Annotated in this window: 21 protein-coding genes; 4 read left to right on the forward strand and 17 right to left on the reverse strand. The window is 53.2% G+C overall.

What is annotated here, in order from left to right; all coding sequences use genetic code 11:
- The 3 genes from GAP13_RS10690 to GAP13_RS10700 form a co-directional block, all read right to left on the reverse strand.
- The coding region (locus GAP13_RS10690; protein ID WP_158908310.1) for a hypothetical protein at positions 1–1,001 on the reverse strand (1,001 nt) is incomplete at its 3' end.
- Positions 1,002–1,072: 71 nt separating this feature from the next.
- Entirely contained in the window at positions 1,073–1,786 is a 714-nt protein-coding gene (locus GAP13_RS10695) for a tRNA lysidine(34) synthetase (protein WP_158908311.1), read from the reverse strand.
- Positions 1,783–3,036, reverse strand: a complete 1,254-nt coding sequence (locus GAP13_RS10700; RefSeq protein WP_158908312.1) for an HD domain-containing protein — start codon at positions 3,034–3,036, stop codon at positions 1,783–1,785. Before GAP13_RS10700 ends, GAP13_RS10695 begins: the two co-directional genes overlap by 4 nt.
- 54 nt (positions 3,037–3,090) lie before the next feature.
- Between GAP13_RS10700 and GAP13_RS10705 the strand changes: the two genes are divergently transcribed.
- Complete coding sequence (locus tag GAP13_RS10705) at positions 3,091–4,107, forward strand: SAM-dependent methyltransferase (protein WP_241864346.1); 1,017 nt, start codon at positions 3,091–3,093, stop codon at positions 4,105–4,107.
- Here the strand turns inward: GAP13_RS10705 and GAP13_RS10710 are convergent.
- The 10 genes from GAP13_RS10710 to GAP13_RS10755 all read right to left on the reverse strand — a co-directional run bounded on the left by GAP13_RS10710 (position 4,104) and on the right by GAP13_RS10755 (position 11,258).
- Positions 4,104–6,116, reverse strand: coding sequence for an ATP-dependent helicase (locus GAP13_RS10710; RefSeq protein WP_158908313.1), 2,013 nt, complete (start codon positions 6,114–6,116; stop codon positions 4,104–4,106). The two genes, GAP13_RS10705 and GAP13_RS10710, sit on opposite strands and share 4 nt — an antisense overlap.
- Before the next feature lie 29 nt (positions 6,117–6,145).
- Positions 6,146–6,628, reverse strand: coding sequence for a COG2426 family protein (locus GAP13_RS10715; protein WP_158908314.1), 483 nt, complete (start codon positions 6,626–6,628; stop codon positions 6,146–6,148).
- 64 nt (positions 6,629–6,692) lie between these two features.
- On the reverse strand, positions 6,693–7,673 hold the full coding sequence (miaA, locus tag GAP13_RS10720) for a tRNA (adenosine(37)-N6)-dimethylallyltransferase MiaA (protein WP_241864347.1): 981 nt from the start codon (positions 7,671–7,673) through the stop codon (positions 6,693–6,695).
- On the reverse strand, positions 7,636–7,830 hold the full coding sequence (locus GAP13_RS10725) for a DNA-directed RNA polymerase subunit omega (protein ID WP_158908315.1): 195 nt from the start codon (positions 7,828–7,830) through the stop codon (positions 7,636–7,638). Before GAP13_RS10725 ends, miaA begins: the two co-directional genes overlap by 38 nt.
- A 31-nt stretch (positions 7,831–7,861) precedes the next feature.
- Positions 7,862–8,200 carry a cell division protein ZapA gene (locus GAP13_RS10730; RefSeq protein WP_158908316.1) on the reverse strand — a complete coding sequence of 113 codons (339 nt, stop codon included), beginning with the start codon at positions 8,198–8,200 and terminating at the stop codon, positions 7,862–7,864.
- Positions 8,181–8,903, reverse strand: coding sequence for a coiled-coil domain-containing protein (locus tag GAP13_RS10735; protein ID WP_158908317.1), 723 nt, complete (start codon positions 8,901–8,903; stop codon positions 8,181–8,183). Before GAP13_RS10735 ends, GAP13_RS10730 begins: the two co-directional genes overlap by 20 nt.
- Positions 8,904–8,906: 3 nt before the next feature.
- Positions 8,907–9,266 (reverse strand): 50S ribosomal protein L20, encoded by a 360-nt coding sequence (rplT, locus tag GAP13_RS10740; protein ID WP_158908318.1) that lies wholly within the window; start codon positions 9,264–9,266, stop codon positions 8,907–8,909.
- Positions 9,267–9,290: 24 nt separating this feature from the next.
- On the reverse strand, positions 9,291–9,491 hold the full coding sequence (gene rpmI, locus GAP13_RS10745) for a 50S ribosomal protein L35 (RefSeq protein WP_158908319.1): 201 nt from the start codon (positions 9,489–9,491) through the stop codon (positions 9,291–9,293).
- 22 nt (positions 9,492–9,513) lie between these two features.
- The gene (gene infC, locus GAP13_RS10750; protein WP_158908320.1) at positions 9,514–10,086 is read right to left on the reverse strand and encodes a translation initiation factor IF-3; all 573 of its coding nucleotides are present in this window, start codon (positions 10,084–10,086) and stop codon (positions 9,514–9,516) included.
- A gap of 173 nt (positions 10,087–10,259) precedes the next feature.
- Positions 10,260–11,258 carry a class II fructose-bisphosphate aldolase gene (locus tag GAP13_RS10755; protein WP_158908321.1) on the reverse strand — a complete coding sequence of 333 codons (999 nt, stop codon included), beginning with the start codon at positions 11,256–11,258 and terminating at the stop codon, positions 10,260–10,262.
- A 103-nt stretch (positions 11,259–11,361) separates the two neighbouring features.
- Between GAP13_RS10755 and GAP13_RS10760 the strand changes: the two genes are divergently transcribed.
- The gene (locus GAP13_RS10760; protein ID WP_158908322.1) at positions 11,362–12,435 is read left to right on the forward strand and encodes a hypothetical protein; all 1,074 of its coding nucleotides are present in this window, start codon (positions 11,362–11,364) and stop codon (positions 12,433–12,435) included.
- Between the two features lie 32 nt (positions 12,436–12,467).
- On the opposite strand, the gene GAP13_RS10765 is transcribed toward GAP13_RS10760, so the two are convergent.
- From GAP13_RS10765 to clpB, 4 genes are read right to left on the reverse strand one after another with little or no spacing between them, the layout of a single operon-like run.
- Positions 12,468–13,277, reverse strand: a complete 810-nt coding sequence (locus tag GAP13_RS10765; RefSeq protein ID WP_158908323.1) for a YdcF family protein — start codon at positions 13,275–13,277, stop codon at positions 12,468–12,470.
- 21 nt (positions 13,278–13,298) lie between these two features.
- The gene (locus GAP13_RS10770; protein WP_158908324.1) at positions 13,299–14,144 is read right to left on the reverse strand and encodes an MBL fold metallo-hydrolase; all 846 of its coding nucleotides are present in this window, start codon (positions 14,142–14,144) and stop codon (positions 13,299–13,301) included.
- Between the two features lie 50 nt (positions 14,145–14,194).
- A complete protein-coding gene (locus tag GAP13_RS10775; protein ID WP_158908325.1) occupies positions 14,195–15,025 on the reverse strand; it encodes a TatD family hydrolase in 831 nt (276 codons plus the stop codon).
- Positions 15,022–17,607, reverse strand: a complete 2,586-nt coding sequence (clpB, locus tag GAP13_RS10780) for an ATP-dependent chaperone ClpB (RefSeq protein WP_158908326.1) — start codon at positions 17,605–17,607, stop codon at positions 15,022–15,024. The genes GAP13_RS10775 and clpB overlap by 4 nt, the downstream gene beginning before the upstream one ends.
- A 146-nt stretch (positions 17,608–17,753) precedes the next feature.
- On the opposite strand from clpB, the gene GAP13_RS10785 reads away from it, so the two are divergent.
- Positions 17,754–18,035: a DUF3783 domain-containing protein gene (locus GAP13_RS10785; protein ID WP_158908327.1), complete on the forward strand. Its 282-nt coding sequence runs from the start codon at positions 17,754–17,756 to the stop codon at positions 18,033–18,035.
- A 63-nt stretch (positions 18,036–18,098) separates the two neighbouring features.
- The coding region (locus GAP13_RS10790; protein WP_158908328.1) for a hypothetical protein at positions 18,099–19,047 on the forward strand (949 nt) is incomplete at its 3' end.

Raw genomic sequence — 19,047 nt, forward strand, 5'->3', positions numbered from 1 at the left:
AAGCTTCTATATACGTTCTCGAGCGCAGTTGCATCGATGCCGCTCGCCTCGGCATGGGTAGCGGGTCTTCGGCCTTTCGGCCAGCGGATACGGTAGGGCTTTAAGTAGTTGTGCCACATAAGGTAGGCCCAGAGGCGCAGCATGCCGTTTGCGACATTGCGGTTGAAGCAGACACTCTCACGATGGTGGTTCGCCAGGTCCTTTCTGAGCTCGCGATCGGTGTAGTTCGAAGAAAAGAGCGGATTGTGGATCGTCCGTGGCAAGTGTGAAGCAATCCTCAGGTGCACGAGCCGCCCTCCTCCCTCACCCCAGTAGGCGGCAAGCCGCCGCACGAGGCGCGCATAGTCGGGCTTCTCATCGGTGATCAGCACGAAGGGCCTATGAGGCTGTGGCGGCTGCACAGCAAGGCTCGTCGCCAGCACCTCCCTGAATGACCGGCCGATCCCACCCCGTTCGAGCCGAATCGTCGAATAGAGCGCCTGTGCCTTCGCCTTCTGGTCCCGCCGCATGCTCCCTGAACGTTTTCGTGTGCAGTGACTGACATCGAGCACGAAGCCGCTTGTCCGTCCCACCGCAATGGGGATTTCGCTCGGGAAGTACTGCGAGCAGTCGAAGGAGACAAAGCCGTCGATACAGATGTCTTCCTTGCCCCGCCGTGAGCGCAGCATCCGGGCGTGGAGTGCAATACCCTGGCGGGCCAGTCGGTCGATACGATTCGTAAGCAGCGAAAGCGAGCACCCGAGCGCGCGACTCATCCCCCTTAGGCTCTCCCCGCCTACCAGCCTATAGAGCACATCCCGGTACGAGACAATGCGCTTCAGGTAGTAGTGCGTCGAGTACGTCTGGGTGGAAAAGCTTTTTCCGCAGCGCGTACAACGGAACCGGCGCACCTTCCCGAAGGCCTTGGTAGCATACCAGCCAATCGCATAGGCCCAGGGCGTACTTGGCGCCTCATGATGGTAGGAACAGTCCGGATTGGGACAAAAGGCAAACCAGTGCACGAATACCCTCCTTGACCGCAGGGGCGGTCATAGAGGTATTCGCGCAAATCTACCCTCTTTACTTCAAGTTTTTACACAAGGTTGAGAGCACTATTGGCAGCGCGGGCAATATTGGCAGCGGCGCCTGGATACATGGATTCCAGAGCCTTGAGTATGGCAGCTGCTTTGGCGCGTTCGCTGTTATCTGCAAGTGGACAGGAAGATTTCTGGACTGGCAGATCGAGCCTGCGGACGATACGCCATATATCTGTTTCATCGAGAAATATGAGTGGGCGGACCACAGCGAATGCATTTTCGAAATACTGGCGGATCGGCAAAAGTCCCTGGAGTGTGCCATGATGAGCAAGATTCAGAATGGCGGTCTGTACGAGATCCGTTCTCGTATGTCCGATCGCGATGCGCGTGCAGCCTCGTTCAACTGCTTCTTCCGCCAGAGCTTTTCTTCGCGCATGCGAACAAGGGAAGCAGCCGAGGCGCACGTCAGTCTCGATTTCGCGAATGGAGAAAGGCACACGCAAAAGCGCACAAAAAGTGCCAAGCGCTTCAAGGCTTCCCTTGTTCTGAGGAAATTGACGGTTTTCTACATAGCATGCGCGCAATGGCCGCACTCCCCTGTTCCACACTGCAAGCAATGCAAGCAACGCAAGCGAATCTTTTCCTCCGGATAGCCCAACAAGAATGCCATCTTCGCGTCCAATCATCGAATATTGAGTAATTGCTGCCTGCATGCGCAGCAAAAGCCGCTCAAACCACGGCTCGCGCTTTCCCGCAAGGATCGCATTCATCCCAGAAGTGCCTGCACAAGCGCTTGAATCTTTTTCAGATCGGGGTTGCTCTGCGGCCTCAAGTACACTCTGATCGTGCGCAAGGCTCCCGCAACCTTCGCTACAGTTTCGGGCTGGAACAAGGTCGAACGCTGATCAAAAGCTTCAAAGTGATCATCTATTTTCACCATCAGATCGGTTTCCAGCTTGATACGCTCGGGGATGTCGATCACCACATCGGTTTCGGGCAGCTCAGCAGCCTGCGCGAGCGTGCTCTCAGCATCAATCCGTTTGCTGATATCCAGAAGATCCGCATGGACAGGGTTTTCTTCGTCGAAAGCATGTTCGTCAGCAAGCCTGAAAATGTGCTTCTCCTCAGCTTCGCGGGCAAGCTTGAAAGGCGCAAATTTGCTATGGTTCATCAGACGGCCGAAACTTGTGTCATCAAGGCCATACAAGCTGTTTGGCTGGAGCACTCCCTCTGCCAGACCCAGATACACCGCTTTTCTTACCATGGCAGTGGCCGCTCGCACTGTAGGATGCCAGTAGACTGCACGATACATCTGGTATTTCGCAAAAATTAGAGCCTCGATGCTCATCTCTCCCTTGAGATCGATTGCGAGCCGATCATCGTGAACGACAAGGCGGCGCATGATATAGTCGGCGTCCTGAATGCCATAGGGTACACCGCAATAGAATGCATCGCGCGTGAGATAATCGATTTTATCCGGGTCGAGTACGCCGGACAGAAATGACCTGAAAAGAAGGGTTTCGCGGCTTTCGCCTGCAGAGCGGTCGGGGTCTATTATGGCTGCAGTCTGTTCGGGATCCGCGCCGCATGAGGATACATACTGGCGCAAAGGTTCGGAAACAATCATCTCGCCTGCAAGCGCTTCATGCCGAGAAAGTGGCAAATCTTTCAATGAGTGCGCATAAGGGAAATGCCCGATATCATGGCACAGCGCAGCGACCAGAAAAGATCGCAGGCCCGTCTTGCTGACAAAATCGATCTCGCCTTTTTCTACAAGAGCGAGCGCCATGCGGCGCGCAATATAGTACACCCCGAGACTGTGGGCTTTGCGCGTATGCGTTGCCCCGGGATACACAAGAGCAACAGGTCCTAGCTGGCGGATGCGATCGAGCACCATAAAGCTTTTTGACTGGAAAAGCGCGTGCAGCGGCGCATCCATATGCACATCACCCCATACAGGATCGCGCACTACGACATCGAAATGATGCACCAGCGCATTCAAAAGCGAAATTTCCGACATGTTCCGCACCAACCTCTACCAAAATTCTGGATAGATTCATCATATCAGCGCCTTGTGTTGACCTCAAGGCTCGATTTCAGCGATTATGAACACGTGGATTTTGTCAGCGGCTATATCTTTCACGCAGCGGACGGTTTCTTGGGCCATCTTCTTGAAGAAGTGCCTGCAGTGACCCGCGTCGACGGCGAGCTTGTGAGCTCGTGGAACAAAAACGGAAAAGCGCCATTCGATCTGGCATCGCACCCGGTTTTCTGGACACGGAATGTATGGGTTGAGCCTTTTCTTCTCGAGTTCGGTTCGATTTCCGAAGCCGCGCGAACGCTGAAGGCTATTCAGCGGAACTGGAGTTCTGTCCCTGTTCGGTTTGCGCGCCGCACCGTGCTCATTTCCGAGCAGTTGCCGCATATTCCGACAAAGCCCCGGCGCTTTCCTTTTGAACTGCCGAGTGCGCCTATGGGCGCGTTTACGCTTCTCGACGAGCATCTGATCCTGGGTTCAGCAAAATGCTCAAATCCTTTCCCCGGCGGAGCCTTCGAATTCGAAGAAAACAAAAACGATCCTCCCTCGCGTGCGTACCGGAAATTATGGGAAGCCCTTATCCTCGCTGGCAAAATGCCTCGTCCGGGCGAGCGCTGCCTCGATGCGGGCGCAAGTCCCGGTGGTTGGACATGGGTGCTGGCCTCGCTCGGAGCACATGTGCTCTCTGTCGACAGGGCACCTCTGGAGCCGCGGATCGCTCAAATGCCCAATGTCGAATGGATGAAACACGATGCATTCACGCTCAAGCCGGAAGATATCGGCCGCGTGGATTGGCTCTGTTCGGATGTCATCTGCTATCCCGAAGCATTGTGGCAATGGATTTCGAAATGGCTTGCCTCGGGCTTGGCAAAAAACTATATCTGCACTATCAAAATGCAGGGCAATACCTATGATCGGGCGACAACCCTCAAATTCGCATCTGTTCCTGGCTCGCGAGTTGTGCACCTTTGGCACAACAAGCACGAGCTCACATGGATAAAGCTTGATGCAGCGCGCACACAGACAGAGCTTTCAGCCACACAGCAAGCTTAGGCGCCAAGCCTCGATTTCAGACGGCTGAAAAATTCTTTTTTAAGATCTTCTTCGCTGACCGCCGGCTTTTGTGCGTCAGCCATCACCATCAGATTCTGCGGAAGCTCGCTCAGGAAAGGGGAAGGCAGTGTCTCCTGCAATGAGCCATTTTTCTTTCGATGCAGAGCACGGCTCAGAAACAATTGCTTTTTCGCGCGGGTGACTGCTACATAAAATAGCCGGCGCTCTTCTTCGATATCCCCTCCTCCTTCTTCAAGAGAGCGAGCATGCGGAAGAATGCCGTTTTCACAGCCCGGAATGAAAACATAGTCAAATTCGAGCCCTTTTGCTGCATGTATGGTAAGCAAGCTGAGGCGCCCCTCCTCCTCGTTCGCATCGTCGCGCACAGTAAGGGAAATGCGGGCAAGGTATGCAAAAATGCCTTTTTCGAAAGTGTCAGGGTCCTTTTCCCATCGCTCGGCGGATGCAGCGAGCAATTCAATGTTGCGGAATTTCCAGACAGCCGCTTTATCGTTCTTTTTATGCTCGTCCAGGAGGTATTGCCAGTACCCTACATCTTCTACGATTGTGCGAATTGCTCTTGACACTAAAATTCCTTTTTCGAGCAGGGCGCTTCTCAGTTCTCCAAGATAATCAAAAAAAGAAAATACCTCGGCCAGCGCTTTCTGCATGTGGCTTTCTTTGGGCGCGAAAACAGCCTGACGCGCTGCTTCCGCCGCATGATGCAAAGAAGTGGAATGTGCCTTTGCAATATTCGAAAGATATTCGACTGTTGCCCTGCCAATTCCCCGGCGCGGTACATTTAAAACCCGGAGCACAGAGACATCATCATCGGGATTCGCCGCTGCTTTGAGGTAGGCGATAATGTCCTTTATCTCCCTGCGTTGATAGAAAGATGGCCCTCCTGCAACCCGGTAGGGAATATTATGTTCGACAAGCGAATCCTCGATGGCATCCGCAAGTGCATTGGTACGAACCAGAATGCCGAAATTTTCCCAATCGGCATGTTCGCTGAAACGAAGCTCTCTGATTTTTTCGATGATTTTCTCAGCCTCGGCGTCATCGTCTTCAGCTTCGAAGAAGGAAATCGGGGTGCCATGGGTTCCTTGAGGCGACCAGAGCTCTTTTTTCTTGCGCCTCACATTGTGGGCGATAACCGTATTCGCCGCAGTGAGAATGCTGCCGGTCGAACGATAATTCCTTTCGAGCTTTATTTCCACAAAACCCGGATGGTCGGTTTCGAAGCGCTCGATATTGCGGTAATCAGCGCCCCGCCAGGAATAAATCGATTGATCATCGTCGCCCACGACACAGATATTTCCGCTTTCTAATTGCTGAATAAACTCATATTGCTGAAGCGACGTGTCCTGAAACTCGTCGATCATGATGTAGCGGAAGCGCGAGCGATATTTCTCTCTAACCTCTTCGTGTTCCTGCAGCAATTCGAGTGGCAGTGCGATAAGGTCATCAAAATCCATTGCATTGTAAATTTTGAGTGTTTTTCGATACAAAGCATAGAGTTCGAGCTCTCGCTGGGAAAGTTCGCCCGGTTTTCCGTATCCAGATCGCAGTGCTGAAAAGAGCTGGGAAAGCCTTACTGGATCAAGATTTTCAGCCGCTATACCTAGTTCGTGCGCGCATTCGCGGATCGCACGCGTTCTGTCCTGTTCGTCATAGATGCTGAAATTGGGTCGGTAGCCAAGCACTGCAGCTTCTTTCCGCAGCATCCATGCACCAAACGAGTGGAAGGTAGAGACCATCAGGTTCTTAAGCGCAAGTCCAGTGAGCGAATGAGCGCGCTCGACCATTTCCTTGGCGGCTTTGTTCGTAAAGGTAAGGGCAAGGATTGCTTCCTGAGGAACGCCCCGCGCAAGGAGGTAGGCAATCCTGTAAGTAATGACCCTTGTCTTGCCAGATCCCGCTCCAGCGATGATAAGCACTGGCCCTTCGGCTGCCGTCACCGCTGCATACTGCTCCGGATCCAGTTCTGAGCGAAAATCGATATCCATGGTTGATTATTTCTTTATCTACGCGTATTTCAATGCATTGTTTTGAAGAATATTGTCTGCGTCCCGGCGCCCCACAGCGCGACGAGAATGCTCACTATCACACCAGCCACCAGAACACCGCCTGCAATCGCGAAAAAGGCTTTCTTGTACGAAAGCCCGAGAATCCATGCGCCCAATGCACCCGTCCATGCTCCGGTTACCGGGAAGGGGATGGCGACAAAAAGAAGTAATCCCCAATAGCCGTACTTTTCCACTTTTGCATGCACTTTCTTTCTTGTCCGCTCCACAACGCGATCAAAAAAACTTCTGTATGGAGAAAACTTGTACAAAAGCTTATGGATGCTATTCAAGAACAAAAAAGCGATGAGCGGTACACATATATTCGCAGCAATCGAAATGGCGGCAGCCGCAAGAATCGGAAGGCCCTGGTACACCGCATACGGGATTGCGCCTCTCAGTTCGGAGATCGGCAAGATGGAAAAGAAAATTGTCATGAGGATTGGGGCGTTCATCGAAGCCACTATAGCGCGCGACTCTCTAGATTGTCTAGGGAAGGCGGAAATGTGCTGAACCAGCCTAGTTTGCGGTTTCTGCAAGCGCCCGGAAAAGCTGCTCAGGCTCCGGCGCAATCCACTGGATGCCAGGCAGCGCGCGGAAAAAGGTCATCTGGCGCTTTGCGTATTGGCGCGTATGGAGCTCGATTGCCTCAGAAATTGTCTCGAGAGGACGGCCTGACAATTCAAAAAATTCGCGGTAGCCAATCGCTTGCATACCCGGATCCTCGCGGCTATAGCCTCGCGCCACCAGCTGGGCAACTTCTTCTGCAAGCCCGGCTTTCATCATGGCCTCAACCCGTGCATGAATGCGCAGAAGTAGTTCATCGCGAGGTCTGGTCACACCAAGGACCACAAATCGTTTGCCTTGCCGCGGCACCTTTTGCGGCGCAAAAAAACTGGGAGGCTTGCCTGATGAGCGCAGAATTTCCACAGCCCGCGTGAGCCGGTACACATCGTGTTCATGGATTTTTGCTGCAATTTCCGGATCAGCGCGCGCAAGCTCGGCTCGCAATGCAGCAGTACCTGCGTGCTCCAGTTCCTGTGCCACCTGCGCACGGATCTCGGGCGAGCTTGGCGGCGCCGAAGGCAAGCCGCAGATGAAATTCATGAGATAGAAACCAGTGCCACCACTCACGACAGGCAAAATGTGTTGTTCTGTGAGCTCTGTGCAGAGCGCATCCGCCCTGGCCACGAATTCTCCGGCAGTATATTGCTCATCAGGATTCTTTATATCGATGAGATGATGCACAAGCCGCTTTTTGAGTCCAGAATCCGGCTTTGCAGTGCCGATATCCATGAATCGATATGCCTGCATGGAATCGGCAGAGAGTACATGCACAGATTGTAGGTCAATGCTCCATGCGTCACGAAGCCGAGGCAGCCATTCAGCCACCCCGGCTCCGAACATTGAATCCAAAAGATCAGTCTTTCCGGAGGCTGTCGGCCCCGCAAGAATGACTGCATCAACCGGCAAGCAGTTTGTAGCCAATGGTTTTGTCAAGGATTTCCTGAGTGGCCATGGAAACGACTTTGCCGTTATTCTTCTCCACTTCCGGGGTTTGCAGCACGGCAAGCTGATATGCGCGCATCGATACGGCAGCAGCAAGCTCATAGGAATTGCCGGAATAGTTTATAAGAGCTTCAAGCGGCATAATCATTAGCGGTCTCCTCGTAGAATGGAATAAATCGTCAAATGCCCAGTTCTCCGAGCCGTTTGTCCAGCTGGGCTAGTATCTGTTCTTCGTCGAGCTCGCTGAGCGTGGATCGGGCTGAAGTATTCTCGCGGGCTTCAGCGCCAGAAAGCTTCTGTCCCTGCGTCTTTTTCAGATCATCCAGCAGAAAAAGCCCCGCGAGAATCGCAACGCGCAGCGGGTCCGCAACACCCATTCTTGTCGAAATTACTGCATACCGCTGTTTCAGCTCGCTCACCAGGCTCTGGATATATTCGGGGCTGTCATCAGTCTTTATAGAAAAAGACTGCCCAAGAATCTCGATATGCATGCGCTGATCAGAAGATATCGAGCTCATTTTCGCCTCCGCGAAAGGGGGCATCCCGGGATTTGAGGTCCGGCGAGGAATTGTCGTCCGGCTCCTCTTTCTCTCCCCCTCCTGAATCAGGTTCAGAAATGTCTGATGCGGCCTGTTCGTCGGATTCCTGGCCAACATCTTGCAGCGGCGCCGCAATATGCTGCGCTTCCGGCTTTACTGCGCTTTCGGATCGCGCGCCTGCGCCAAGCGACATTTCGAGCACCATATCCTCGAACGAATCGAGTTTGGACAGCGCGTGCATAAGGCCCTGTTCGATGCGCTCCTGCTCGGTGCGGAGTTCTTCTGCCTTGGATTCAAGCTCGGCGACGCGGCGCTCGGCAGTCAGGGCGCGTTCTCTGTAGTGGGAAATTTCGTCGTCAGCAGCCTGGGCTTTGCGTTCCATCGCGGCAGCGCGCTCTTCTGCCTCGGCGGCTTTGAGTTCGGCATTGGCAGCTTTTTCTTCTGCTTCCTTCGCTCGCGCAATGAGGCCCTCAAGACGGGAACTACTCTCGTTCGCTGCGCGCGTTTGAGCCGCAAGCTGCCGCTCGAGCTCTTCTTTCTGATTCTTGAGCAGTTCCGCGGAGCGCAGGACGTCCGCGAGCCGCGCTTCGAGGTCCGCATTTTCCTGTCTCAGTTTGGTAATGAGAACAACCGCTTTTTCAACCCGCGATTCAAGCGCTCGGATCTGCTCAAGATTCAGCATCATTTACCCCTGGAGGGCTGCTTTTGCCTTCTCCACAACTGCGTCGAATGCTGCCGGATCGCGTACAGCGATATCGGCGAGCATTTTCCTGTCAATGCATACATCAGCTTTGTACAGGCCCTCAATAAACCGGCTGTAGCTGATATCTCTCATACGGCACGCCGCGTTGATACGAGCGATCCAGAGTCTTCTGAACACGCCCTTTTTATCACGCCTGTCTTTGTATGCATCCGAAAGTGCCTTAGCAACCGCATCCTTTGCGACTTTATAGTTGGAATGCCTGCGGCCCCAAAAGCCTTCGGCATGTTTGAGTATTTTTTTGCGGTGATCTTTTCTTCTGGTTCCGTCTACTGCTCTGGGCATAGCCTATTTCCTCCGAGTTATTCATCAACCATAGGGAAGGAGTTTCTTCCTGATCTGGTACACGGGACCTACATCGAGGAATCCGGCCTTTCTCAGGTTTCTCTTGCGCTTGGTCGTCTTTTTTGTAAGAATGTGCCGCAAGTTCATTTTCTTGTATTTTACCTTGCCGCTCGCGGTGAGCGTAAATCGCTTGGCAGCGGCTTTTTTTGTTTTCATCTTGGGCATAATCCACCATCCTTCTATTGTATCAATGTTCTGGTCCCGAGGCGGTATTTACGGTATCGCCTTCCGGCTGTTTCTTTACTGCACCGGCCTTTGGCTGGAGAACCATCGACATAAATCGTCCTTCCATCAAAGGCGGGCGCTCGAGAACAAAGGCACCTTCCAGCTTGGCAAGAATTCTCTTGAGGATCTCCTCGCCGATTTCCGTATGTGCGAGCTCTCTTCCGCGGAATCGAATGGTCACCTTTACCTTGTTGCCATCCTCGAGAAATTCCCGCACGTGGTTGGCCTTGAAGTCGAGATCATGCTCGGCTATCTTTGGCTGCATGCGGATTTCCTTGAGTTCGGTTACCTTCGCTCGCTTTTTTGCATCCTTGACTTTCTTTTCCTGCTCGAATTTGTACTTACCATAATTGAGCAGCCTGCATACAGGCGGAACTGACTGCGGGGCAACTTCCACAAGGTCGAGCCCTGCTTCCCTCGCAATCCGCAATGCTTCGAGGGTAGAAACTATCCCTCTCTGCTCACCCTTGTCATCAATCAGACGCACTTCGCGCACACGGATCTGTTCGTTGATCCGCAAATCTTTCTCTGCCAACTGGCCTCCTCTGCCGCAGGTTTCTCTCCTTAACGGGGAAAGGAAAGAACCCTCCCACCCTTCTGTCGTTCGGACAGACTAAAGGCGCGGCGTATATTAGCATACTCATTCCCGCAGGTAAAGCCCCGCAGGAAAACTATTTCCGAAGCTGCCCAGTACTTTTTAGACGCTTCTCAGGCGCGGTTTGCGGAGCCAAGTACCTCGCTGTTTTTATGCATATAGAGCTTTTTGAGCTCATCGCGCGCGGGGCCAAGATACTTGCGCGGATCGAATTCCTCCGGATGCTCGAAGAGAACCTTGCGGATCATGGCAGTCATTGCAAGGCGTCCATCGGAATCGATGTTGATCTTGCAGACCGCGCTGCGCGCTGCCTTTCTGAGCTGTTCCTCCGGAATTCCTACTGAATCAGGCAGCTTTCCGCCGTACTGCTCGATCATGCGCACATATTCTACCGGCACCGAAGAAGAGCCATGCAGGACAATAGGGAAACCGGGAATGCGCTTCTCGATTTCTTCGAGAATGTCGAAACGCAAGGGAGGCGGGATGAGTACGCCGTCCGCAGTTCTTGTGCACTGTTCGGGCCTGAACTTCGCGCGGCCATGGCTTGTGCCAATGGAAATGGCGAGGCTGTCGACGCCTGTTTTACTGACGAAATCCACGACTTCTTCCGGACGAGTATAATGGCTGTGCTCGGCGGATACATCATCTTCGACTCCCGCAAGCACACCAAGCTCTCCTTCGACAGTGACATAATCCTTCTGCGCATGGGCGAATTCGCAGACTTTGCGGGTCAGGGCCACATTCTCCTCATATGGCAGGTGCGAACCGTCGATCATGACCGAGGAAAAACCGTTTTCTATGCAATCCTTGCACAGCTCGAAGCTGTCGCCATGGTCAAGATGCAGAACAATAGGAATTGCATAGCCAAGCTCTTTCGAGTATTCGACTGCACCTTTGGCCATATAGCGGAGCATTGTGGCGTTCGCGTACTTGCGCGCACCCGATGAAACTTGCAGGATAACCGGGCTCTTTGTCTCCACGCAGGCCTGAATGATGGCCTGCAGCTGTTCCATGTTGTTGAAATTATATGCGGGGATGGCGTAACCCCCTTCCATCGCTTTGCGGAAAAGCTCCTTGCTGTTAACAAGTCCAAGCTCTTTATAACTCGTCATATGTTCCTCCGAAAGCCCGCAGAGTATTTTTTTTCTGCAGGTTATTGTCGTTATATAAAGAATCATGCGATTATGCAACAGGCTAAGGATCAATAAGGAAGAAATGAAGTCATACGCCTGTTTCCGCAGAAGCGCATTTGCAGCATTGTGCTTCATTCTAGCTGTTGCAGGCAGTCTGGGCTTGCTTTCGGGCTGCAGCCATCCTCCAGTATCCGCAATGCTCGACGAAGCATTCGCGCTGGTGTATCCCGATCTATCTGCAAGGCTTGTCCGGGAATTCCCTGTTCCCTCTAGCGCTGCGAAAACCGCTGCGAAAGCCACTAGTCCGTATCTCTCGTATCCGGTACAGCCAGGCAAAATAGAATCGCTTGCGCAATCAATCGCTCAATCCTGGCCCTCTGGCTCCACTTCATCCTCGGCACATATCTTTGTCGCAAGCCCGGCGGTTGCACATGCTTTTCCTGTGAAGCTATTGGATGAAGGCAGTACATGCGTATCGCTTTTCTCGCGTGCGGAGCCTGCTCTTCCGGAAATCGCACAATTAGCCGAATCCCCCTCAGGACGAACTCTTGCCATCATGTGGGACAGCGAATGGGCTTACCGTCAAATTGGGCTCATTGCTGGCTACCGAATCGGAATTGAGAGAAAAAATGGAAATACCGAAGTGAATGCAGCGATTCTTTTTTCGAGCGGTTTAGGGAGAAGCGAAGCGGACCTCGATGCTTTTGTAGAGGCTTTTCGCACAGCCATGGAAACAGCAGGCGCGCGCGATTCTGATAACGGCCAAGCTCTCTTGCCCTTCAATATCGATCATATGAACCTGCCGGGAGACAAGCTTGAGCAAGCGCTTTCGGCACTCGCGCAGATCAAGGACAAAAAGCCAAGCTTGCTGGTGATCGCAGCAGGAAGCCGCACTGCCCTCGAAAAGGCGCAAGAAATGAAGGATATAGAGCTTGCAGCAGATCTGCGCGGGCTTGGCCAAGGAATTCCCACCAGGAATCTATTCGCCGCCATTGGAGAAAACAATAGCGCCATCATTGCCGCAATCAGAAATGCTGCGCAGCTCATCGAGAAAAAAGATGTTATGCCCCCGATTATATACGTAAAGCCAGCGCTGCAATTTTCCAAAGAAGCAGCCCGCATTGATGCAATTCTGAAACGCACTGCCGGACAATAGCCAGCCCGATAATTGACAAAGGCCACAAGAGGTTACAAGCGCCCCATTATTCTGTAAGCCACAAATCCGGCCATTTCGATCAGGATTCGGGTCGATCGCGTCAGCGCCCATGCATCCGGAAAAAGATCAGACGGAAGCATGAAGGGTGCAACGAGGCTGTCCACCGAATATGGATAAAAATCGATTCCAGCCTTGCGGAATATCGCGGAAGCCCGCCTCTGATGCCAAGCTGAAGTAACGAGGATAATGCGGCCAGGCTTCGCATTTCCGCTGCCCTCTCTCTTTTCAAGATATGCCTTGGAATATACAGCATTTTCAAAGGTGTTCCTGGACTTGTCTTCAATAACGACCGCGTTTCTGCGCACACCCATCAGTTCCAGGAACTCAGCCATGAAAGGAGCTTCACGCCTGTCCGCATAGGAAAGAGAGCCCGTGCCCCCGCTCGCAATTACAATCGGGGCAGCGCCTTTTCGATAGAGCTCTGCAGCGGCTACGAGACGCTCGAAGGAGTCATTTCCTTCAATCGCGCCGGGTTTGGAAGCAACCGGATCCAGGCTCCCGCCAAGGACGACAATAGCGGCATATGGGCCCTTGGAAAGGCAATCGTCCAGGTCAGAACGCGGATATTCCCAGAGCCTCGCAAGGCCTGTTGCGACAAAGGGTTTCGAAATTACCGCAACCAGCAGCAGAAATACCAGCGCGAGTGCCTTAATGACCCTCTGAAGCCGGCTTTTCGCCCGCAGTAAAAAAAGAGCAATAGTGCTGAAAATGATTGCAATGAACAAGGGCGATGCCACAACAGGCCGCAGAATTTTCGAAATGTAGAAAATTATCGTGCTCATGATGATTCAAGCTCCGCTTCGTTATTGCAAGGGCGCTGCGCTTTTGTATTCTGCGCCCTTGTAATCTGTGCCTGCGTAATCTGTGCCCGTGCAATTGTAAAAGGCGCGCTCGCCGAAAAATGATTTTATTCGGGCGTATTTCTCGACACCTGTGCAGTGGCAGCAGCCGAGCTTTTCTATATCGAAGGTACTGAGTTCCTGAATCAGCCTGTCTGCCATGTCATCTGACGATTTGCTCAGATGAAAACCGCCCAGAACAAGACGAACGGGCAAATCGAATGCGCTTTTCGCCGCTCGCACAATATTCGATATTCCCCTGTGAGCGCATCCGGTAATGACACTAATTGCACCATTTTCTTTCAAGACAAGGAACTGCTCGTCGTTGAACTGGTCGAGCACAAGGCCGTGCTCGCCTTGCACATAGAGATCTTCGAAATGCGTGTCCCACGCGTTCGTAATCGGAATATCGGTCATGATGTACAGACCAGGGAAAATCTCGGTTCGGGATTTCACGGTTATGAGGCGGCCTGCAAAAAGCGATTCATTGTAATGTATTCCGATGAATTTTCTGTCTTTGTTGAATTTTGGCTCGAAAAATCCGGCTTTTATGTATATTCTGGCATTCTTGTTGGCCCTGCAGAATGTCTCGAGGCCGCCAGCATGATCATAATGACCATGGCTCAGGACAAGCGCATCGACAAGCGAAATATCGATGCCGAGAACTTCTGCATTTTTCAGAAACCGATCGCCTTGGCCAGTATCGAACAGAATTCTGTGCCCGCCATATTCGATATACAGCGAAAGCCCATGCTCGGCGCTGAGCTGCGTATTGTACACAACATTTTCAACCAGCGTTACCAGCCTCATATTGCCCCCTTGAAGACCTTCTGTCCCGATTGTCTTCAAGCCTAGCGAGCTTATTGGCTGTTGCCAAGTATGCGGTTCAGGTTCTTTGTTATTCTTTTGCGCAATTCCTCGATGTCGATATGCAAAAGCTCAGAGGCCAATGCGTACGTTCGTGCGATATCAAGCGGACTGGAAGCTTTTCCGCGCAGAGGCACAGGATTCATATAGGGCGCGTCAGTTTCGAGCAACAGCCGATCAGGCGGCACAAGGGCAAGCGCCTCGCGGAGCCGGCTCGCTTTGGGATAGGTCATATTTCCCGCAAATGAAATGAAGCAGCCGGATTCAAGAAATGCGCGCGCTTCTTCGGGCCCATACCCAAAGCAGTGAATGATCACCGGGATGCGGCTCGCGGCGGGAGCCACAAGCGAATGCGTGTCCTCGAATGCTTCTCTGGAATGCACGACAAGCGGCAGCCTATGGCGCAAAGCGAGCTCGATCTGGGCGCTGAAGAGCACTTTCTGTGCCTGGGGACTTGCCGCCATATGGTAATAGTCGAGTCCGCATTCGCCGACTGCATCGACACCTCGTTCGATATCGCGCTCGAGGAGGCTCATGGCGCAATCGGGGTCGGCCAGGGCTTCCAGCCCCGGCCATACACCTGCGCTGAATTTCACAAACTGCGCGCTGCGCTGGGAAGCACATTGACGCACCAGCGCACGACGCATTTCAAGGTCTCCCGGTTCAGTGCCGACATCGAGCACAATCGCGGGCTCTTCCTCAGCGCGGGCGCCAGCTCCGAATGCTCTGCCATATGCCGCAAGTACCTCTTCTAACACTTCTTTACCCAACCTTTGCGACACTATCTCGAGGTGCGCATGGCTATCGGTGAAAACCGCGCTCATGCTGGGCGCTTCGTGCTGATTGCAAGCTCTCTGCCAGCGAGACTCACGGTCACGGTATCGCCTTCGAGTATTTCCCCCGCAAGCAATTTTTTGGCGATCGGATTTTCGAGCAGGTTCTGGATTGCTCTCTTGAGCGGCCGTGCGCCGAATTGCCTGTCAAAGCCTTCTTTGGCAATGTAGTCCTTGGCTGCTTCGTGCACCTCGAGCGCGATAGACCTTGCCGCAAGCCTTTGGGCAAGCTCGGCGAGCCTCAAATCGGTGATCTTGCGGATCATCGTTTCATCGAGCCTGTCGAACACTACAACTTCATCGATGCGGTTCAAGAATTCCGGCTTGAAGTAGGTCTTCAGAAGCTCGTCGATCCGCGAGCGGATCTCGTCCATGCTCTTCATCTCGAGGATGAATTCCGAGCCGATATTGCTCGTCATAATGATGATTGCGTTGCGGAAATCAACCACCCTTCCCTGCCCGTCGGTCAGTCGCCCGTCATCGAGCATCTGCAAGAGCACATTGAACACTTCGGGATGCGCTTTTTCGACCTCATCGAACAGAACGACAGAATATGGCCGCCTGCGCACCGCTTCGGTCAACTGGCCGCCCTCTTCATAGCCGACATAGCCGGGAGGAGCACCGATAAGCCTTGAAACCGAATGTTTTTCCATGTACTCGCTCATGTCGATGCGCGTAAGTGCCCGCTCGTCATTGAACAGAAACTCGGCGAGCGCTTTTGCAAGCTCGGTTTTCCCGACGCCGGTCGGCCCAAGGAAAAGAAAGGACCCTAACGGCCTGCGAGGATCCGAAAGCCCCGCCCTATTGCGTCGAATCGCATCCGCAACGGCACGCAGCGCTCTCTCCTGGCCTATCACGCGCTTGGCCAGCTGGCTTTCGAGCTCGACATATTTCTGCATCTCGCTCGAGAGCATTTTGGAGACAGGGATACCTGTCCAGAGCGAAACCACACGAGCGATATCCTCATCAGACACTTCTTCCCGCAAAAGCCGCGGCTTGTCTTTTTCTTCCTGCACTTTTTTCGACAGCTCTTCCAGCTTGCGCTGGGTGTCGACGAGCTTGCCATATTTGATTTCGGAGGCTTTCGCAAGTTGCCCATCGCGGACGAGCTGATCGACCTCCACCTTGTACTCTTCGATCCTCTGCTTGAGCTGGCGGATTTCCTCGATGAGACGTTTTTCGTCCTGCCAGCGCGCATTCATCGCGTCGCGCTTTTCGGAAAGATCGGCAATTTCCTTTTCGAGCTTTCCGCGCCGCTCGACAGAAGCCGGGTCTGTCTCTTTTTTGAGTGCATCGGCCTCCATGCGGAGCTGAATCAGCTTGCGCTGAATCTGATCGAGCTCGGTGGGCTGGCTTTCGATTTCCATCTTGAGCCTCGACGCTGCCTCATCGACAAGATCGATCGCCTTGTCCGGCAAGAATCTGGATGTAATATAGCGATCCGAGAGCACTGCAGCAGCAATCAGCGCATCATCCCGTATGCGAACCCCATGGTGCACTTCGTACCGCTCTTTAAGCCCGCGCAGAATCGCAATTGTATCCTCGACGCTCGGAGGAGCGCAGAAGACAGGCTGGAAGCGGCGTTCGAGCGCTGCATCCTTTTCGATATGCTTGCGGTATTCATCGAGCGTCGTTGCGCCGATAGCCCTAAGCTCGCCTCGAGCCAGCGCTGGCTTGAGGAGGTTGGACGCATCCATCGCTCCTTCTGCAGCACCTGCTCCGACGAGCGTATGCAATTCATCTATAAAAAGGATAATTTTGCCTTCAGATTTGACAATCTCGCTTATTACCGCTTTGAGGCGCTCTTCGAACTCGCCGCGGAATTTGCTGCCTGCAACGAGGGACCCCAGGTCAAGCGCAAGAAGCTTCTTATCCTTGAGGCTGTCTGGCACGTCGCCAGAAATGATGCGCTGGGCCAGCCCTTCGACGATAGCGGTTTTCCCTACGCCAGGCTCTCCGATGAGCACGGGATTGTTTTTAGTGCGTCTAGAGAGCACTTGCATGACACGGCGGATCTCCTCGTCCCGTCCAATGACAGGATCGAGCTTGCCGGATCGCGCAAGCGCCGTGAGATCCCGCGTATATTTCTCGAGCACCTGGTACTTTTCTTCGGCGTTCTCGTCTGATGCGCTCTGGGTGCCGCGAATCGATTTGAGAACAGAGAGCACTCCTTCCCGAGTGATACCTGCAGACTTCAAGAGAGAGGCAGCCCGCGATTCGACGCTGAGCATTGCGAGAAACAAGTGTTCGCTCGCGACGTACTCATCCTTCATTGCCTTGGATTCGCCTTCTGCCTTTGCGACTACCTTCTGCAGGGCAGGAGAGAAATATACTTGTGTCGCTTCACCATATGCTTTCGGTAGGTGGCTCAAGAGATCTTGCAGTCCTCGATCGAGGCGCCCGCGATCTGCGCCCAATCGCTCCAATATTGAAGAGACAACGCCGCCTTCCTGCTCAAGTAGAGCAGATAAAAGATGCTCCGGTTCTATCGAGCCATGGTCGTTTTTCTGTGCAATTGCAGCGGCATCGCGCAATGCTTCCTGCGCTTTCAGAGTAAACTGTTCATAATTCATAGTGATGGTTTCCTTTGAGATACGAAATTCTTTTTTTCATACCTAAGTATACAAAATCAGACACCCCACCGGCAAATCGACATGCGCTGAAGATTGCGTATGCAGACTGCCTTTCCATGGGCTTCGGTTTCTGGTAGGCTTTGCGTATGAGCCAGAAAGAGAAAGAGCAAGAGCTGGATCAATTGCTGCCTGCCATTCCGGAAGATTTCCGCGCCGTCATTATGTATGGTATGACAAAAGAAGAAGCCCTCGCCATCATGCGTGCCGTCAAATCTGTCGGCCCTTCTATGCAGGAGGTTGCTTTTGCCATGTCGACCGAGACCAACATCCAGTGGCCGCTTGGCCAGCTCGTCGCGGAGCTTAGTGAAGAGCATCGAATGATGAAGGAATACAGGGCAGCACACGGCAAAGAATCCATAGTGTCATGAACCTTGCATATAAATTTGAAGTGAAAGCCTCTTTTCTTGCGTCTATAAGGAGAGGAGGTCTTCATGCATCATTTTCATTTTTGCCCAAACCCGGCCTGTGCGTATCATCAGCACGCACCGAAAGAACGCTGGTTCGTCGCCGCTGGCTTCTATGTGACCAAAACCTTCGGCAAGGTCCAGCGCTTTCGCTGCCAAGCCTGCGGTAAGTACTTCTCTACCCAGACCTTCAGCCTTGATTACTTCGCCAAGCGCAAACTCGCCTATCCCCAGATCGAAACCCTGCTCAGCTCTTCCATGAGCATTCGCGCACTCTCACGATTCTTCTCTGCTTCGTGCGGCACCATCCAGAACCGTATCGACCGACTCGCCCGTCAAGCCATCGCACTCCAGAGCATGCTCCGTCCCCATGCCAATCCCCATGAATCCGTCTGCATCGATGGCTTTGTCTCCTTCGATGTCTCTCAGTACTTCCCCAACAACATCACCCTCGCCGTCACCGCCGATTCTCAATTCTTCCTTGCCGCGACCCATGCCACCCTGCGCCGTTCCGGCAACACCACCGAGGCTCAAAAGCATAGAATGTCCCTGCTCTATCGTGCGTGTACCTTTGAGCCTCGAAGCATCGAACGCTCATTCCGGGAGCTGCTCGATCGCCTTGCCCAGGAACGCATGCCCCAGCTTTGGCAGCCTCTCATCCTCATCACCGACGAAAAAAAGGAATATCGCAGAGCGCTGTATAGCCATCCGCTCTTTCGCTTCCAGAATGCAGACCATCGACTGGTGCATCTGACCGTGCACTCCACCGAACCGCGCACCTGGTACAATCCCCTCTTCGGCGCCAACTACATGGATCGCGAGCTCAGAAAGGATCAGGCAGCCCATAGGCGTGAAACCGACTGCTTTTCCCGCAATGTCGCCAATATGCTCAATCGCTTCTGCGTCTACATGGCGTGGCACAACTACGCAAAGCCCTTCCGGATCAAAGCGAACCGAAAGGCGCGTATGCCCCATG

The sequence above is a fragment of the Rectinema subterraneum genome (genome assembly GCA_009768935.1).
Taxonomy (GTDB): domain Bacteria; phylum Spirochaetota; class Spirochaetia; order Treponematales; family Rectinemataceae; genus Rectinema; species Rectinema subterraneum.

Excerpts from the sequence above, each read along its gene's own strand:
- GAP13_RS10730 (WP_158908316.1), bottom strand. The coding sequence starts at position 8,200 with ATGAGCTCGATATCTTCTGATCAGCGCATGCATATCGAGATTCTTGGG.
- GAP13_RS10770 (WP_158908324.1), bottom strand. The coding sequence starts at position 14,144 with ATGAGGCTGGTAACGCTGGTTGAAAATGTTGTGTACAATACGCAGCTC.
- GAP13_RS10710 (WP_158908313.1), bottom strand. The coding sequence starts at position 6,116 with ATGGATATCGATTTTCGCTCAGAACTGGATCCGGAGCAGTATGCAGCG.
- rpmI (WP_158908319.1), bottom strand. The coding sequence starts at position 9,491 with ATGCCCAAGATGAAAACAAAAAAAGCCGCTGCCAAGCGATTTACGCTC.
- GAP13_RS10695 (WP_158908311.1), bottom strand. The coding sequence starts at position 1,786 with ATGAATGCGATCCTTGCGGGAAAGCGCGAGCCGTGGTTTGAGCGGCTT.
- GAP13_RS10765 (WP_158908323.1), bottom strand. The coding sequence starts at position 13,277 with ATGAGCACGATAATTTTCTACATTTCGAAAATTCTGCGGCCTGTTGTG.
- GAP13_RS10700 (WP_158908312.1), bottom strand. The coding sequence starts at position 3,036 with ATGTCGGAAATTTCGCTTTTGAATGCGCTGGTGCATCATTTCGATGTC.
- GAP13_RS10715 (WP_158908314.1), bottom strand. The coding sequence starts at position 6,628 with ATGAACGCCCCAATCCTCATGACAATTTTCTTTTCCATCTTGCCGATC.
- rplT (WP_158908318.1), bottom strand. The coding sequence starts at position 9,266 with ATGCCCAGAGCAGTAGACGGAACCAGAAGAAAAGATCACCGCAAAAAA.
- clpB (WP_158908326.1), bottom strand. The coding sequence starts at position 17,607 with ATGAATTATGAACAGTTTACTCTGAAAGCGCAGGAAGCATTGCGCGAT.
- GAP13_RS10725 (WP_158908315.1), bottom strand. The coding sequence starts at position 7,830 with ATGATTATGCCGCTTGAAGCTCTTATAAACTATTCCGGCAATTCCTAT.
- GAP13_RS10735 (WP_158908317.1), bottom strand. The coding sequence starts at position 8,903 with ATGCTGAATCTTGAGCAGATCCGAGCGCTTGAATCGCGGGTTGAAAAA.
- GAP13_RS10785 (WP_158908327.1), top strand. The coding sequence starts at position 17,754 with ATGAGCCAGAAAGAGAAAGAGCAAGAGCTGGATCAATTGCTGCCTGCC.
- GAP13_RS10775 (WP_158908325.1), bottom strand. The coding sequence starts at position 15,025 with ATGAGCGCGGTTTTCACCGATAGCCATGCGCACCTCGAGATAGTGTCG.
- GAP13_RS10760 (WP_158908322.1), top strand. The coding sequence starts at position 11,362 with ATGAAGTCATACGCCTGTTTCCGCAGAAGCGCATTTGCAGCATTGTGC.
- GAP13_RS10755 (WP_158908321.1), bottom strand. The coding sequence starts at position 11,258 with ATGACGAGTTATAAAGAGCTTGGACTTGTTAACAGCAAGGAGCTTTTC.